The following is a 15,564-nucleotide window of genomic DNA, read 5'->3' on the forward strand; positions in this document are numbered from 1 at the left end:
GCGTGGCTGTCGTAGGCCACTGGAATCCCCGGAAATCACAAGAATCAACCCTTATATGCCAGCGGTCGATAGTCACGAACGATAGGAGATTCCGGAATGAGTAATCCATGGATTGCGATCGGCGCGCTCGCGCTCGTCGGCGTCCTGATTCCGTTGAGCATGATATCGGTATCGGCGCTGTTACGACCGAGCGTGCCCGAACAAGGCAAACGCGCCACCTACGAGAGCGGTGAAATTCCGACCGGCAGCAGCCAGCAGATCAGATTCAACATCCAGTACTACATGGTCGCGCTGCTGTTCGTCGTCTTCGACATCGAGACCGTCCTCATCTTCCCCTGGACGGTCATCTATCGGGACGCGGTCGGTGCCCTCGGCTACGAGCAGGTGCTGTTCCCCATGCTTCTGTTCCTCGGGGTCCTGGTCGCGGGGCTCGCCTGGGCGTGGCGCAACGGCGCTGTACAGTGGGTCAAAAGCCCGCGGGCAACTCGGCAACTGAGTACGAACAATGAGTAGTGACCAACCAACACCCGGCGACGCACAGTCTACACAGGAAGCCCGGATCGGGAGCGGTGCTGACGACCGCTTCAACTCCAAGCTTCGGGAGGCGTTCGGCTCGACGCCGTTCATCCTCACGAAGTTCGACAAGTTCATGAACTGGGTGCGCGGCTCCTCGATGTTCATGCTGCAGTTCGGGATCGCCTGTTGCAGCATCGAGATGATGCACACCTACGCGGTCAAGCACGACCTCGACCGCTTCGGTGCCGGCGTCCCGCGCGCCTCGCCGCGACAGGCGGACGTGATCATCGTTCCCGGAACGATCGTCTCCAAGTTCGCCCCGCGGATGAAGCGGGTCTACGACCAGATGCCCGAGCCGAAGTTCGTCGTCTCGATGGGATCGTGTACCATCTCTGGGGGCCCGTTCCAGGAAGGGTACAACGTCATCAAGGGTGCCGAGGAGGTCATCCCGGTGGACATCCACGTCCCCGGCTGCCCGCCCCGCCCCGAGGCGCTGATCTACGGCGTCGCGAAACTCCAGGAGCGGATCGCCAACGGCGAGTCCGCGCCGGTCACGGTCAAGCCGTACGAGCTCGAACAGTTCGGCGACCTCGAACAGGACGAACTCGTCGACAAACTGGCCGCCGAGATCGACGAGGAAGACCTCGTGATGCGGTACAACTGGGCTGATTCGCCATGACTCGGAGGTGTCTCGCATGAGTCTCGAAGAACCTGAACCGTCGACGCAGCTCGACGTCGGCGTCACGGACGACGGACTGGATTACGACCAGATCGAGGCGCTGATCGACGACTACGTCATCGGTCGCGAGAGCCACGTCAACGCCGAGGGGTTCGTCATCCGCCCCGACGACGTGCAGGCCGTGCTCTCGACCCTGAAGACCGAGGCCGGGTTCGACTTCTGTTCCTGTGTCACCGCACAGGAGTACCAGGACCGCTACGAGTCGATCTACCACCTCAAAAAGTACGACGACCCGACACAGGAAGTCAGCGTCGTCGTGCCCTCGCCGCGTGACGACCCGCACAACCAGTCCGGTGCCGACGTGTACGAGACCGCCGACTGGCACGAACGCGAGGCCTACGACCTCGTGGGGATCGAGTACGACGACCATCCGGATCTCCGCCGTATTCTCCTCCCCGAGACCTGGCAGGGCCACCCCCTCTCGCTGGACTACAACCAGGACAAGCCCCAGATCGTCCCGCTGCGGGAGCACGCGAACCCGCTGCAAGACGACAAGCAGAGCCCGAGCGACCCGGACACGATGTTCGTCAACATCGGGCCACACCACCCGGCGACTCACGGTGTGCTCCACATCAAGACCGCACTCGACGGCGAGCAGATCGCCGACCTCGAACCCGACATCGGCTACCTCCACCGCTGTGAGGAGCAGATGTGCCAGCAGGGGACCTACCGCCACCAGATCATGCCGTACCCGGACCGCTGGGACTACATCTCGGCCGGGCTGCTCAACGAGTGGGCCTACGCCCGCGCCGCCGAGGACCTGGCGGACATCGACGTGCCCGACTACGCCCAGGTCATCCGAACGATGGGCGCAGAGATGTCTCGGATCGCCGCACACATGCTCGCGGTGTCGACGTTCGCGCTGGACATCAACGGGGACTTCACCGCGACGTTCATGTACGGTATCCGCGACCGCGAGGTCGTCCAGAACCTCCTCGAAGACCTGACCGGCCAGCGGCTGATGTTCAACTACTTCCGGCTGGGCGGCGTGGCCTGGGATCTGCCCGAGCCCCGCGAGGAGTACTTCGAGAAAGTCCGTGACTTCGTCGACGGCCTCCCGGAGAAACTCACCGAGTATCACGACCTGCTGACGAACAACGAGATTCTCCAGATGCGGACCGTCGACACGGGGGTCCTGCCGCCGGAAGACGCCAAGAGCTACGGCGCGACGGGCCCGGTCGCACGCGGTTCCGGCATCGACTACGACCTCCGTCGCGACGACCCCTACGGCTACTACGACGAACTCGACTGGGATGTCGTCACGGAGGACGGCTGCGACAACTTCTCGCGCCTGCTCGTCCGCATGCGCGAGGTCGAGGAGTCGGCCAAGATCATCGAGCAGTGTGTCGACCTGCTGGAAGACTGGCCCGAAGACGAGCGCGAGATTCAGGCCAACGTGCCCCGCACGCTGCGTCCGGACCCCGACCGCGAGATCTACCGTGCGGTCGAGGGCGCGAAAGGCGAGCTGGGGATCTACATCCGCTCGGACGGCACCGACAAGCCGGCGCGGTTCAAGATCCGCAGCCCGTGTTTCAGCAACCTCCACACGCTGCCGACGATGTCGGAAGGCGAGTACATCCCTGACATGATCGCCTCGCTGGGCAGCCTCGACATCGTGCTCGGGGAGGTGGACCGGTAATGCAATCCGAGACGCCGCTTCCCGACACGCTCGCGAACCTGCTCGGACTGGACCCGTCGAACCCGCTGGTCCTGTTCGTGATGGCGGTCGTCGCGTCCGGTGTGATCGCGTCGGGACTGCTCGCCCTGGTCGCCGTCTCGGGGATCTGGGGCAAGCGGAAGATCACGGCAGCGTTCACCGACCGGATCGCTGTCAACCGACACGGGCCGGCGGGCATCCTGATCATCCCGGCAGACGCGCTCCGGCTCCTCTCGAAGGAACTGATCGTTCCGGAGGGCGTCGACCGTCCGGCCTGGGACCTGGGGCCGCTCATCATGGTCTTCTCGGCGCTGGCCGGCTTCGCCGTCATCCCCATGGGGAACGGCATCCAGATCGCCGACCCGGAGACGGGACTGGCCTACGTGTTCGCGATGGCGTCTGTCGCCTCGCTCGGCCTCGTGATGGCCGGCTACTCGTCGAACAACAAGTACTCGTTCCTCGGGGGACTGCGCGCGGTCGCACAGAACCTCGCCTACGAGATTCCGCTGATCCTGACGGGGATGTCCGTGGCGCTTTTCGCCGGGACGCTCCGCCTGAGCGAGATCGTCGCGGCCCAGAGCACGACGCTGTTCAGCCTCGGCGGCCTCGCGATCCCGTCGTGGTACGCGTTCGTCAACCCCTTCGCGTTCGTGCTGTTCATGGTCGCGAACCTCGCGGAGGTCGGACGGAACCCGTTCGACATTCCCGAAGCGCCGACCGAGATCGTCGCCGGGTGGCAGACCGAGTACTCCTCGGTGTACTTCGTGCTCGCGTACCTCTCGGAGTTCATCCACATCTTCCTCGGCGGTGCGATCATCGCGACGATCTTCCTGGGCGGTCCGGCCGGCCCGGTGTTGCCGGGCATCGTCTGGTTCCTGATCAAGATCGTCGGGATCTACCTGTTCACTCAGTGGGCGCGTTCCGCGATCCCACGGGTCCGGATCGACCAGCTCATCGAGATCGGCTGGAAGGGCCTGCTCGTGCTGGCCTTCGCGAACCTGCTCCTGACGGCCGGGATCGTCGGGGTGATCGCCTGATGAACGCGACGACCACAACCCGAGGTGACCTGCTATGATCGGAATCCTGAAATCGATGGCAACGACGATGAAGCACGCGCTGGACGGCGAGACCTTCACGGTCTCGTATCCCGAAGAGGTACCCGAAGTGAGCCCGCGTTTCCGCGGTGTCCACAAGTTCAGCCAGGAGCGGTGTATCTGGTGTCGCCAGTGCGAGAACGTCTGTCCGAACAACACGATCCAGATCGTCACCGACGACCAGCGCAACGGCGAGCAGTACAACCTCCACATCGGCCAGTGTATCTACTGTCGACTCTGCGAGGAGGTCTGTCCGGTCGACGCCATCCTGCTGACCCAGAACTTCGAGTTCACGGCCGACACCAAAGACGAGTTCGCCTACAACAAAGAACAGCTGAAGAACGTCCCGTGGTACAAGGACATCGACCCGCTGCAGTCGCGTGAACCCGACCGCGGCGCGTGGATCGGCGAGGGCGACGGCGAAGTCGACTATCAGTAAACAGTCGTCTCCGGCGACCGCGTCGCCGGTTCACTCGCTCACGCGAACGCTCGCCGGCTCTTTTTCATACTGCCAGAGAACCCCTTCGAGAGCGACGCGGCCGAACGCGACTCGTGGCGACTCCGTCACTGGTGCTCGTCGCGCGCGCTGCGCACCGGCCGCGGATTCGGAGAGCCTGGTCGCCGGGCCAGACCACCATTCTGTGGGGCTTTCCCCCTCACTCGGCAACATTCTCCGGCAATTGCTGTCAGCGAGTGCCAAACCGGCCGTGTTCTGACGAACGGAAAGAGGAATCTTCAAAAGCGCGCCGGCAAGACTGTGCAACAATGATGGGACTGTACGAGACAATAGCGTTCGTGCTGTTCGCGGTGGTTACCATTGCGAGCAGCTGGGGCGTCGTGCTCGTCCGCGACGTCTGGCACTCGGCGCTGTTACTGGGCGTGGCGTTACTGAGCGTCGCGGTCCACTACCTCATGCTCAGGGCCGAGTTCGTCGCCGCGATGCAGATCCTCGTCTACGTCGGCGGGGTTCTGATCCTGATCACGTTCGCGGTGATGCTCACGCGCAAAGACGAGAGCGTCGTCGAGGTGGGGGCATGAGTCGTCCGCAGCTCCACACCGGAACTTCCCTGTGGCCCGGGCTGGCGGCGGTCGCGCTCTTTGGCGTTCTCGCGGCCGCGTTCCTCGGGGCGTCGCTGCCGGAGCCCGCCGGCTTCGGGGCCGACGCACAGATCGTCAAGAGCATCGGGGCGGCGATGTTCAACATCGACCCGACGGCGATCATGGACGAGGGTGCGGTCCCGAGTGAGGGCTTCCTCGCGTTGTTCCTCATCATCGCCGTGGTGCTCGACGCGGCACTCGACGGCGCGCTGATGCTCGCCGAACGCGACGAGGACCACTCCGGTGGTGAGAGCCGATGATCCCCACGCAGTACTATTTGTTGCTCTCGGCCGCGGTCTTCTGTATCGGGATCTTCGGCGTCCTCACCCGCCGGAACGCGCTCATCTTCCTGATGTCCGTCGAGTTGATCCTCAACGCCGCCAACATCAACCTCGTGGCGTTCTCGTTTCAGTACGGGAACCTCTCGGGGCAGGTCTTTGCCCTCTTCGCGATGGGGCTGGCGGCCGCGGAGGTCGCCGTCGGGCTCGGGATCGTCCTCGTACTGTACCGCAACTTCTCGGACATCGACGTGACCGAGGCGACGACAATGAGGTGGTAACATGACTGCATTCGACTACGCACCCGCGATCGCGTTGCTTCCGTTCGTATCGTTCCTCGTCGCGCTGTTCGGCGGGCAGTACCTCCCGAAGAAGGGGGCCCTGGCCGGGATCGCAGCCACGGCCGGTTCGCTCGTGCTGTCGGCGTGGGTCGCGCTGACCGTCGCCGGGGGCCAGACGTACAACGAGGCGCTGTACACCTTCACTGCTGGGCTGGAGACGTTCGAACTGCACCTGGGGATCCTCATCGATCCGCTGACGGCGCTGATGCTGTTGATCGTCTCCTTTATCGCCCTGCTCGTCCACGTCTTTTCGCTTGGCTACATGAACGACGAGGGCGAGACGGGCCTACCCCGCTACTACGCCGGGCTGGGGCTGTTCACCGCGAGCATGCTCGGGTTCGTCTACGCCGACAACATCCTGATGGCGTTCATGTTCTTCGAGCTGGTCGGGCTCTGTTCGTACCTCCTGATCGGCTTCAACTTCCGGGAAGCAGGCCCGCCGAGCGCCGCCAAGAAGGCGTTTCTGGTCACTCGCTTCGGTGACTACTTCTTCCTGATCGGCGTCGTCGGCATCTTCGTCACCTTCGCGGGCGCGACCCAGACGCCGGGCCTGTTCGCCGGTGAGGGCTCGTTCCCCGTCGTCGCGGAACACGCGATCGTCGACGGCGCGACCGAGGGGCTGAACACCTTCGGCTTCGAGCCCCAGACCTGGTTCACGATCCTCGGACTGCTCGTGCTCGGCGGCGTGATGGGCAAGTCGGCCCAGTTCCCGCTGCACACGTGGCTGCCCGACGCGATGGAAGGCCCGACGCCGGTCTCGGCGCTGATCCACGCGGCGACGATGGTCGCGGCCGGTGTCTACCTCGTCGCGCGGATGTACGGTTTCTACGCCCTGACGCCGACGACGCTCGCGGTGATCGCGCTCGTCGGCGGCTTCACGGCCCTGTTCGCGGCGACGATGGGCGTCGTCAAGCAGGAACTCAAGCAGGTGCTGGCGTACTCGACGATCTCGCAGTACGGATACATGATGCTCGCGCTGGGGTCGGGTGGCTACATCGCCGCCGTCTTCCACCTGACCACCCACGCGGTGTTCAAGGCGCTCCTCTTCCTCGGTGCCGGTGCGGTGATCATCGCGATGCACCACGAGGAGAACATGTGGGAGATGGGCGGTCTCAAGGACAAGATGCCCGTCACCTACTACACGTTCCTCGCGGGCTCGCTCGCGCTGGCGGGCATCGTTCCGTTCGCGGGCTTCTGGTCGAAAGACGAGGTGCTGTACGAGGCCCTGATCCACGGGTTCGGGACCGAGGGCGGTCTCGGTATCGTGTTCCTCGTCGCGTACGCGATGGGACTGCTGGCCGTCTTCTTCACCGGCTTCTACACCTTCCGGATGGTCTACCTGACCTTCCACGGCGAGGCCAGGACCGAGACGGCGCGCAAGCCCCACGGCGTTCGCTGGAACGTCAAGGGGCCGCTGACGGTGCTGGGCATCCTCGCGACGACGATCGGCTTCGTCAACCTCGCCCCGGTCAAGAAGCTCACCGGCCTCGAGGTCGACTTCCTTCACAAGTGGCTGCTCGGTTCGGAAGGGTCCGGCTGGGAAGCACTGCTAACCGGCTACGAGCACTACGAACACGTACTCCACGACGGGCCGGCACACGTGGTCGTGGGCGAACCACTCGGTGCGACGGGGACGCTGATCGCTTCCGCACTGATCTCGCTGGGGCTCGCGGTCGCTGGTGTCCTCGCCGCGCGCTCGCTGTACAAGGTGCCCGAACCGGTCGAACACACGGACAAACTCGGATCGATCAAGACGCTGCTCATGCACAACTACTACCAGGACGAGTATCAGGTCTGGCTCGCGACGGGGTTCACCTACCCGCTCTCACGGGCCGCAGACAAGTTCGATCAGGGCGTGATCGACGGCGTTGTCAACGGAATTAGCAGCGTCAGTCTGTTCTCGGGCAGCCGCGTTCGCCGCCTCCAGACTGGCGTCGTCACCAACTACGCGCTGTTCATCACGATCGCACTGGTCGTATTACTGGTCGTCTTCGGCCTCACTGGGGGGTGGTTCTAGATGGTCGCCGTCGCCGCACTACTTGCCGTCACGCTACTCGGTGCCATCGCGACCTTCCTGGTCGACGACCGCTACGCGGCGAAGTTCGCGACCGCTGTGAGCACGATCCCGCTCGTCGGCTCGGTGTGGATGTACTACGTCTACCTCACCGAGTACCAGGGCGTCGGGAACGCCTTGCTCTCGCCCGACACGGTCGCTTTCAGACAGACGATCGACTGGATCGAGCTGGGCGGTTACACGATCCAGTACTCCGTCGGACTGGACGGCGTGAGCATGCCGCTGCTGGCGCTGACCGGCATCCTGACGACGCTCGCACTCGTGAGTTCCTGGACGCCGATCGACGAACGTCAGTCGCAGTTCTACGGACTGATGCTCCTGATGGAGGTCAGTCTCATCGGCGTCTTCTCGGCGCTGGACTTCTTCTTCTGGTTCGTCTTCTGGGAGGGCGTCCTCATCCCGATGTACCTGCTGATCGGGGTCTGGGGCGGCCCGCGCCGGAAGTACGCCGCGATCAAGTTCTTCGTCTACACGAACGTGGCCTCGCTGGTCATGTTCGTGGGCTTTTTCGCGCTGGTGTTCTCGCTGGGCGACTCCATCGCGACGCTCGGCCTGCCGGAGATCACGCAGGCCCTCGTCGCCGGTGAGATGGGGTCGCTCGCCGGTATCGCCGTCGCCGACCTGAAGCTGCTGGCGTTCGTCCTGATGTTCGTCGGCTTCGCGGTGAAGGTGCCGGTCTTCCCGCTGCACACGTGGCTGCCAGACGCTCACGTCGAGGCTCCGACGCCGGTGTCGGTGATGCTGGCCGGCGTCCTCCTGAAGATGGGGACCTACGCGCTCTTGCGGTTCAACTTCACCATGCTGTCGGACGTGGCGACGGGTTCGGTCCTCGCGATCATGCCGGTCGCGATCGCGGTGATCGGCGTGTTCAGCGTCATCTACGGCGCGTTGCTCGCACTCGCACAGCGCGACCTCAAGCGCATCGTCGCGTACTCCTCGATCTCGTCGATGGGATACGTCATCCTCGGGCTGGTCGCGTTCACGCCACACGGCATGGGCGGGGCGACCTTCCAGATGATCTCCCACGGCCTGATTTCCGGGCTGATGTTCATGGCCGTCGGCGTCATCTACAACGAGACGCACACGCGCATGGTCGGCGATATGTCCGGCCTGGCGGATCGGATGCCCTGGACGGTCGGCATCTTCGTCTCGGCGGCCTTCGGGTATATGGGGCTGCCCCTGATGAGCGGGTTCGCCGCCGAAGTGTTCATCTTCCTGGGCTCGTTCGGTGCGACCGACACGCTGGGAACGCTCGCGCCGGTGCTGACTTCGATCGCGATGTTCGGCATCGTCATCGTCGCCGGCTACCTCCTGTGGGCGATGCAGCGGACCCTCTTCGGTGGCTACGAGCTCGAAACCGACTACGAGCTCGACGGTGCGGCGTTCCACGACGTGGCTCCGCTGGCAGTCCTGCTCTTGCTGGTCATCCTGCTCGGGGTCGCGCCCGACCTCTCGTACGGGATGATCCAGGAAGCGGTTAATCCGATCCTCGACATCGGAGGTGGTGTCTAATGGTACAACTTCCAACGTGGACGGCCCTCAGCCCGACGCTCCTGCTCGGTCTGACGGCTATCGTCCTCCTGCTCGTCGATAGCATCGATCCGGACTCCTCGAACAACGAACTGCTGGCCGGCGTCGCGGGGCTCGGCTCGATCGCCGCCGCGGCGACGAGCGTCTGGTTCATCGTCGCCGGGACGGGGCTGCCGGCCGAGAACGGCGAACTGATCTCCCTGTTCGACGACCAGCTCGTCGTCGACCAGATGGCGCTGTTCTTCTCGTTCCTGGTCGCCAGCGTCCTCACGCTGGTGGTCGTCGCCAGCTACGACTACATGGCGGACAAGGCCCGACAGGCAAAATACTACTCCCTGACGGTGATGGCTGCGACGGGGATGAGCCTGCTGGGCAGCGCCAACGGCCTCGCGGTCGCGTTCGTCGCCCTCGAACTGGCCTCCCTGCCGTCGTACGCGCTCGTGGCGATCCTCAAGACGAACAAGGGGAGCGTCGAGGCCGCACTGAAGTACTTCCTCGTCGGTGCGCTCTCATCGGGCGTGTTCCTGTACGGCATCTCGCTGGTGTACGGTGCGACCGGCTCGCTCCAGTTCGACGCCGTCGCAGCGGCACTGACCGACGGCGTGCCCGCGGGCATCCTCGGCATCGGCGTCCTGATGATCGTCGGCGGCGTCGCGTTCAAGACCGCGAGCGTCCCCTTCCACTTCTGGGCACCGGAAGCCTACGAGGGCGCGCCGGCACCGATCTCGGCGTTCCTCTCTTCGGCCTCCAAGGCCGCGGGCTTCGTGCTCGCGTTCCGCGTGTTCGCTACCGCACTCATGGGCGATGCGGTCCTCGCGGTCGTCGACTGGGTGCTGGTCTTCCAGGTGCTGGCGATCGTGACGATGTTCGTCGGCAACTTCGCGGCCGCGACCCAGGAGAACGTCAAGCGGATGCTGGCCTACTCCAGCGTCGGACACGCCGGCTACGTCCTGATCGGACTGGCGGCACTGACCGGCGGCAGCAGTGACGCCTACGTGCTCGGGTCGGGGATGATGCATCTGCTCGTCTACGGCTTCATGAACACGGGCGCGTTCCTGTTCATCGCGCTGGTCGAGTACTGGGACATCGGTCGCACCTTCGAGGACTACAACGGGCTCGCGACCCAAGCGCCCCTGGCCTGTGCGGCCATGACGGTGTTCCTGTTCAGTCTCGCCGGCCTCCCCATCGGCGGGGGCTTCTTCTCGAAGTTCAACCTACTGATGGCGACCGTCCGTTCGGGGACGTGGTTCCTCGGCGCGGCACTGATCGTCAACAGCGCACTGAGCCTCTACTACTACACGCGGGTCGTCAAGGCCATGTGGATCGAAGAGCCCGCCAGCGGCCTGGAGATCGAGCGGTACCCGATCGGGCTGTACACCGCGGTGCTCGTGGCCGCGCTCGTGACGGTCCTGCTCTTGCCGGGCTTCGACGCGGTGTCTCAGACCGCAGAAACAGCTGCGAGCCTGCTCTAAGCGCGCTCGTAGAGGACGACGCCGCCGCTCTCTTCTCGCTCGACGCGACCTCGTTGTTCCAGCACGTCCAGGTGGCCGACAGCCTCGCTCATGCCCGAGAACTGCTCGGTCACGGGGAGGTCACCGAAGAGTCCCTCCATCACGCTGACCGGCGTCGTGGGGCTATCCAGTAGCGTCTCGACATCGTCGGTGCGGTCCTCGTGTTCGGCTCTGATGGCCTCGATGCGTGCGCTTGGCTCCTCGATGTCCGTTCTGTGGCCCGGCAGGAATCGATCGTACCCCGCCGTCGCGAGCCGGTCGAGCGAGTCGTTGTACCGCGGCAGCACCCGCGGCCGCGCCTCGCCGTCGTCGGCCGGCGGCTGGAGGAAAGGGTTCGGCGTGATGTCGGCCAGCACGTTGTCGCCGACGATCGCCCGGCGTTCGCCGTCGGCCTCGAACGCGAAGAGGACCTCGCCGACGGAGTGGCCGACGAGATCGTCGACCGCGACGAGGCTGTCGTCGACGGTGACCTCGTCGCCGGCAGCGACCGACCGATCGACCGTGACGCTGGACGCGTAGTTGAGGAACGCCTCGGGCAGCTGTGTGACGGTCTCGGCGGTCTCGGCCGCCATACCACAGCGCTCGAAGAAGTCCACGAAGTACGCCTGCTCGTGATCGAGTCGTCCCGCGAAGTCTTCGAGGATCGGCGTCGCGGGCTCGCTGGCGACGATTCGGGCACCCCGTTCGCCAAAGCGGTGAGCCAGCCCGAAGTGGTCCGGGTGGGGGTGGGTGATCAACACTTGCTCGATATCGTCGGGCGCGAGCGACCGCGCTTCCAGGGCCGTCAGCAGCTCCGACCACGCTTCCTCGCTGTCGGGGCCGGGATCGACGATCGTCCGACCGGCGAGGTAGCTGTTGACTGGGCCGACCTGAAACGGCGTCGGAAGTGACACACGGCGAAACATACCACCCGTACTCGCTCACGCTGGAAAACAGTTCTCTCAACGCCAGTCGCGCCACAAACGATTTATTCGTCCTCTGCCGAAGGTCAGATATGGACAGGCACGTCGAAGACACACGGTACTACCGCAAACGCGCGGGTACGACGGCGAAGAAAGGCGTCACAGCCGAACTCGAAGCGGCGCGCGAGCGGATCGGGTCCTATCGCCGGACAGAGGCCTGATCGGGAAGACAATTCTTAAGTCGACTCCTCGAATAGCAACAGGTGTCCGGGTTGGTGATCTAGTCGGTTATGATACCTCCTTCACACGGAGGAAGTCGGCGGTTCGAATCCGCCCCAACCCATTTTTGACGACACCACACCGCGAGCGCAGCGAGCGGTCCATGTCGTCAAAACTGTTGACAAGGATTCGAACCCTATCAGTCGCGCGCAGCGAAGCGAGCACGTCTGATTCCGGTTCGAATCCGCCCCAACCCACTTCTGGGACGAACGGACGTGAGAAACGGAGTGAGAACGCTGATGAGAACCCTATCAGTCGCGCGCAGCGAAGCGAGCACGTCTGATTCCGGTTCGAATCCGTCCCAACCTACTTCTGGGACGAACGGACGTGAGGAGCGAACGCGTTCGAGACACGTTGCCACCGGTGCGACGATCCATCAGATGCCGAGCTGGCTCGTCCGTCCCCAACACGTAATCCGCTGGCGGTCGCGTGGCTGGTATGAGCGACGATCCACTGCACGAACGGATGGCCCGCTACGAGCAACTCGCCAGAGAGGCCAGGGAGCGTGCCAGCGAGCGCGACGCCGTCGGTGACGAGGTGGGTGACCGACTCGCCGACGCGATCGCCGAGGCGGTCGACGAGGCGGGTGTCTCCATCGGGGCCGTCGATCGCTCGCGGGACGGTCACCACTACCGGTTCACGGCGCGACTCGACCGCGCGGCGCTGGTCGCGGCCCTGACCGACGCCTTGCCGGCCGGGTTCGTCGTCTCGCACGTCAACGACGACGGATCGCTGAGCATCGAGTGGACGGGCTCGGATCGGACGCCGTCGAAGCGCGAACACGGGGCAGTGTTGAAAGCGATCGTCGCCGAGGCGACCGAGACCGACGCCGACGGACTCATCGAGTCGGTACCGTCTCGGACGGCCGTCCTCGACCGGGCCGAACAACTGGGGATCGACCGGGAGGACGCCGCCGATCGGCTGAGTCGGCTGGCGACGCTCGACGTGGTCGACATCGCCGACGGCCGGGTCTACCCGGACACGAACTTCTCGCGGTACTGAGCGGCGGGTGATCGACGCTCCCCGCGGCTCAGCGTGTCACTCGCTGAGATCGACCGTGCCTTTCGAGTCCCAGATCTCCATCATCAGCTGGGCGAAGGTGGCCGTCCGGACGGGGTAGCCGTCGGCGTTGGTCGCGTCGACGGGCTTGCTGGCGAGCTTCTCGACGATCGTCTCGTTGTAGTCCATGTCCGCGAGCGTCTCGCGCACGTCGAAGGTGAACGTCCCGTCGTCGTCGGTCGTGAGCCATGCGGCGGCCTGTGCCTTCTCGCTGTACTCGATCGTGTACGTCTCACCGCCGACGAGGTCGTAGATGTCGTCGAGGCGTCCGATTTCGAGATCGTCGTCGCCGACCTCGACGAACAGCGTGTCGTCGTCGATGCGGGTGTCGTACCGCTCCATACCCGTACTCGGACGGTGAGACTCAAAAGACGTGGTGCTTTCCGGCGAGGTCGTGTGTCGCTCGCGAGATCCGCCCCCACTGCCTTACCCCTCTGTCGCGAACTGACGACCGTGTCGATCGCACTGACGCCCACGACGGCCGCGGTGTTCGTCAGCGTCGTCCTGATCGCTGGGGTGGTCAACGGCCTCGCCGGCTTCGGTTTCGCACTCGTCGGGACGATGGCACTGGCGACCGTGGTCGAACCGACGACGGCGGTCGTGTTCATGATCGTGCCGATTCTGGCGGCGAACGCCTCGCTCGCTCGGGAACTGTCGGTCGGGGACGTACGCACCTGTGGTCGCCGGTTCGGTCCGCTGCTGGCCGCGGCCCTGGTCGGCACCGTCGTCGGGCTGGCCGCGGTCGATCGACTCCCAGCGGCTCCTCTCAGGCTCGGGCTCGGTGTGGTGACGCTTGGCTTCGTCGCGACGGCCCAGCGAGCGGTGGCGATTCCGGGGTTCGACCGGCTGAAAGCGGGCTGTTTCGTCGAGACGCCACTGGCGATGGTCGCCATCGGCGGCGTCTCCGGCGTCCTCTTCGGCGGGACCAACGTCGGCGTCCAGCTGATCGCCTATCTGCGGAGCCGCGATCTCTCACACGAGCTGTTCGTCGGGGTCGCCGCGATGATCTTCCTGGGCCTGAACGCGGTGCGGGTCGGTGCAGCCGGGGCGCTCGGGCTGTATCCCGACCTCACGACGGTGGCCCTCTCCGTCGCGGCCGCGGTGCCAGCGGTCGCAGGCGTCGCCGTCGGCCGGCGGCTTCGAGTGCGGATTCCAGAGCGGACCCGCCGTCGATTCGTCCTCGGGCTGCTAGCCGTCGTCGGCGTCCGGCTCGTGGTCGGCGGGCTCGGACTCGCCTGATCGCGCAGTCCTGTCGACTCTCTCATCCCTTCCCGGCGAGAGCGTGCGGTTCAAGTATTCCTCGGTGTAACAACTGGGAAATGAGACGACGGAACTTCCTCACGCGAACCGGAGCGGGCCTCGCAAGTCTGACTGCGCTGTCGGGCTGTACCGGTGACGGCGGCGACGGGACCGAGTCGGCGAGTACCGAGAGCGCGACCGACACCGAGGTCACGGAGAGCGCGACCGATACCGAGAGCGTGACCGACGAGGGAACGACGACCGGAACCGTCGAAGAACTGAGCGGGACGCTGTCGGTCGCGACCTACTCGTCGTTCGTCGGCGAAGACACGGCCGGCAACTGGCTCAAATCCGAGTTCGAGTCCGAGCATCCGGACGTGACCGTCGAGTTCGAAACGCCCGAGAACGGGCTCAACCAGTACATCCAGCGCAAGTCCGAGGGCGCGCCGATCGACGCCGATCTGTTCGTCGGGCTCAACACGGGGGAACTCGTCCGGGCCGACGAGCAACTCGACGAGGCGCTGTTCGCGACTGCCAGTGACCGCATCGAAGGGGCGGACACGGTCAAGCCGGAGCTCCAGTTCGATCCCGACGGACGAGTCGTGCCCTACGACACCGGGTACATCAGCCTCGTCTACGACGAGGGCGAGGTCGACGCGCCGGGCACCTTCGACGCCCTGCTCGAACCCGCCTACGAGGACGCGCTGATCGCCCAGAACGCCCAGCAGTCCGACCCCGGTCGCGCGTTCCTGCTGTGGACGATCTACAACAAAGACCCGGACGGCTATCTGGACTACTGGGAGGGGCTGGTCGACAACGGCGTCACGATCCTCTCGGACTGGGAGCCGGCGTACAACGCCTACTCGGATGAGGAGGCCCCGATGGTCGTCTCGTACTCGACCGACCAGGTGTTCTACCACGGCGAGGGCGTCGACATGTCGCGCCACCAGATCGGCTTCCTGAACGATCAGGGCTACGCCAACCCCGAGGGGATGGCCCAGTTCGCCGACAGCGACGACGCCGAACTGGCCCGGGCGTTCGCCTCGTTCGCACTGACAGCTCCGGCCCAGCGCGAGATCGCCACGCGAAACGTCCAGTTCCCGGCCGTCGAGGGCGTCGACCCCGGCGGCGACTTCGGCGAGTACGCGCTGGAGCCCCCCGAGCCGGTCACCTTCACCTACGACGAACTGTCGGGCAACGTGAGCGGCTGGATCGACGAGTGGGCCCGACAGATCGCGAGCAACTAG

At 65.0% G+C, this 15,564-nt stretch carries 17 protein-coding genes and 1 tRNA gene; 16 read left to right on the plus strand and 2 right to left on the minus strand.

Annotated elements, in window-relative coordinates; translation table 11 throughout:
* Positions 1-96 precede the first annotated feature (96 nt).
* The 11 genes from HMUK_RS09180 to HMUK_RS09230 all read left to right on the plus strand — a co-directional run bounded on the left by HMUK_RS09180 (position 97) and on the right by HMUK_RS09230 (position 10,799).
* Positions 97-513, plus strand: a complete 417-nt coding sequence (locus HMUK_RS09180; RefSeq protein WP_015762872.1) for an NADH-quinone oxidoreductase subunit A — start codon at positions 97-99, stop codon at positions 511-513.
* Positions 506-1,195: an NADH-quinone oxidoreductase subunit B gene (locus HMUK_RS09185; protein ID WP_015762873.1), complete on the plus strand. Its 690-nt coding sequence runs from the start codon at positions 506-508 to the stop codon at positions 1,193-1,195. Before HMUK_RS09180 ends, HMUK_RS09185 begins: the two co-directional genes overlap by 8 nt.
* A 16-nt stretch (positions 1,196-1,211) precedes the next feature.
* Positions 1,212-2,894 carry an NADH-quinone oxidoreductase subunit D gene (locus HMUK_RS09190; protein WP_015762874.1) on the plus strand — a complete coding sequence of 561 codons (1,683 nt, stop codon included), beginning with the start codon at positions 1,212-1,214 and terminating at the stop codon, positions 2,892-2,894.
* Positions 2,894-3,949, plus strand: coding sequence for a complex I subunit 1/NuoH family protein (locus HMUK_RS09195; protein ID WP_015762875.1), 1,056 nt, complete (start codon positions 2,894-2,896; stop codon positions 3,947-3,949). The genes HMUK_RS09190 and HMUK_RS09195 overlap by 1 nt, the downstream gene beginning before the upstream one ends.
* A gap of 34 nt (positions 3,950-3,983) precedes the next feature.
* Positions 3,984-4,445 (plus strand): NuoI/complex I 23 kDa subunit family protein, encoded by a 462-nt coding sequence (locus HMUK_RS09200; protein WP_015762876.1) that lies wholly within the window; start codon positions 3,984-3,986, stop codon positions 4,443-4,445.
* Between the two features lie 329 nt (positions 4,446-4,774).
* Positions 4,775-5,044: an NADH-quinone oxidoreductase subunit J gene (locus tag HMUK_RS09205; RefSeq protein WP_164731981.1), complete on the plus strand. Its 270-nt coding sequence runs from the start codon at positions 4,775-4,777 to the stop codon at positions 5,042-5,044.
* Positions 5,041-5,364 carry a hypothetical protein gene (locus tag HMUK_RS09210; RefSeq protein ID WP_015762878.1) on the plus strand — a complete coding sequence of 108 codons (324 nt, stop codon included), beginning with the start codon at positions 5,041-5,043 and terminating at the stop codon, positions 5,362-5,364. Before HMUK_RS09205 ends, HMUK_RS09210 begins: the two co-directional genes overlap by 4 nt.
* Positions 5,361-5,663, plus strand: coding sequence for an NADH-quinone oxidoreductase subunit NuoK (nuoK, locus tag HMUK_RS09215; RefSeq protein WP_015762879.1), 303 nt, complete (start codon positions 5,361-5,363; stop codon positions 5,661-5,663). Before HMUK_RS09210 ends, nuoK begins: the two co-directional genes overlap by 4 nt.
* A 1-nt stretch (position 5,664) precedes the next feature.
* A complete protein-coding gene (gene nuoL, locus HMUK_RS09220; RefSeq protein WP_015762880.1) occupies positions 5,665-7,740 on the plus strand; it encodes an NADH-quinone oxidoreductase subunit L in 2,076 nt (691 codons plus the stop codon).
* Complete coding sequence (locus HMUK_RS09225; protein ID WP_015762881.1) at positions 7,741-9,309, plus strand: complex I subunit 4 family protein; 1,569 nt, start codon at positions 7,741-7,743, stop codon at positions 9,307-9,309.
* The gene (locus HMUK_RS09230; RefSeq protein WP_015762882.1) at positions 9,309-10,799 is read left to right on the plus strand and encodes an NADH-quinone oxidoreductase subunit N; all 1,491 of its coding nucleotides are present in this window, start codon (positions 9,309-9,311) and stop codon (positions 10,797-10,799) included. Before HMUK_RS09225 ends, HMUK_RS09230 begins: the two co-directional genes overlap by 1 nt.
* On the opposite strand, the gene HMUK_RS09235 is transcribed toward HMUK_RS09230, so the two are convergent.
* A complete protein-coding gene (locus HMUK_RS09235; RefSeq protein WP_015762883.1) occupies positions 10,796-11,743 on the minus strand; it encodes an MBL fold metallo-hydrolase in 948 nt (315 codons plus the stop codon). The genes HMUK_RS09230 and HMUK_RS09235 overlap by 4 nt on opposite strands.
* A gap of 89 nt (positions 11,744-11,832) precedes the next feature.
* Here HMUK_RS09235 and HMUK_RS18015 point away from each other — a divergent pair, with 89 nt between their 5' ends.
* From HMUK_RS18015 to HMUK_RS09245, 3 genes are all read left to right on the plus strand, one after another.
* A complete protein-coding gene (locus tag HMUK_RS18015) occupies positions 11,833-11,961 on the plus strand; it encodes a hypothetical protein (protein WP_015762884.1) in 129 nt (42 codons plus the stop codon).
* Positions 11,962-12,009: 48 nt separating this feature from the next.
* Positions 12,010-12,083: transfer RNA gene (locus HMUK_RS09240), tRNA-Val, on the plus strand.
* A 374-nt stretch (positions 12,084-12,457) separates the two neighbouring features.
* The gene (locus HMUK_RS09245; protein WP_015762885.1) at positions 12,458-13,021 is read left to right on the plus strand and encodes a hypothetical protein; all 564 of its coding nucleotides are present in this window, start codon (positions 12,458-12,460) and stop codon (positions 13,019-13,021) included.
* Positions 13,022-13,057: 36 nt separating this feature from the next.
* Here the strand turns inward: HMUK_RS09245 and HMUK_RS09250 are convergent, their stop codons facing one another.
* Entirely contained in the window at positions 13,058-13,420 is a 363-nt protein-coding gene (locus HMUK_RS09250; RefSeq protein ID WP_015762886.1) for a hypothetical protein, read from the minus strand.
* Between the two features lie 111 nt (positions 13,421-13,531).
* On the opposite strand from HMUK_RS09250, the gene HMUK_RS09255 reads away from it, so the two are divergent.
* Both HMUK_RS09255 and HMUK_RS09260 read left to right on the plus strand, forming a co-directional pair.
* The gene (locus tag HMUK_RS09255; protein WP_049940884.1) at positions 13,532-14,317 is read left to right on the plus strand and encodes a sulfite exporter TauE/SafE family protein; all 786 of its coding nucleotides are present in this window, start codon (positions 13,532-13,534) and stop codon (positions 14,315-14,317) included.
* Between the two features lie 80 nt (positions 14,318-14,397).
* Positions 14,398-15,564: a thiamine ABC transporter substrate-binding protein gene (locus HMUK_RS09260; protein WP_015762888.1), complete on the plus strand. Its 1,167-nt coding sequence runs from the start codon at positions 14,398-14,400 to the stop codon at positions 15,562-15,564.

It is taken from the genome of Halomicrobium mukohataei DSM 12286 (assembly GCF_000023965.1).
GTDB classification, from domain to species: domain Archaea; phylum Halobacteriota; class Halobacteria; order Halobacteriales; family Haloarculaceae; genus Halomicrobium; species Halomicrobium mukohataei.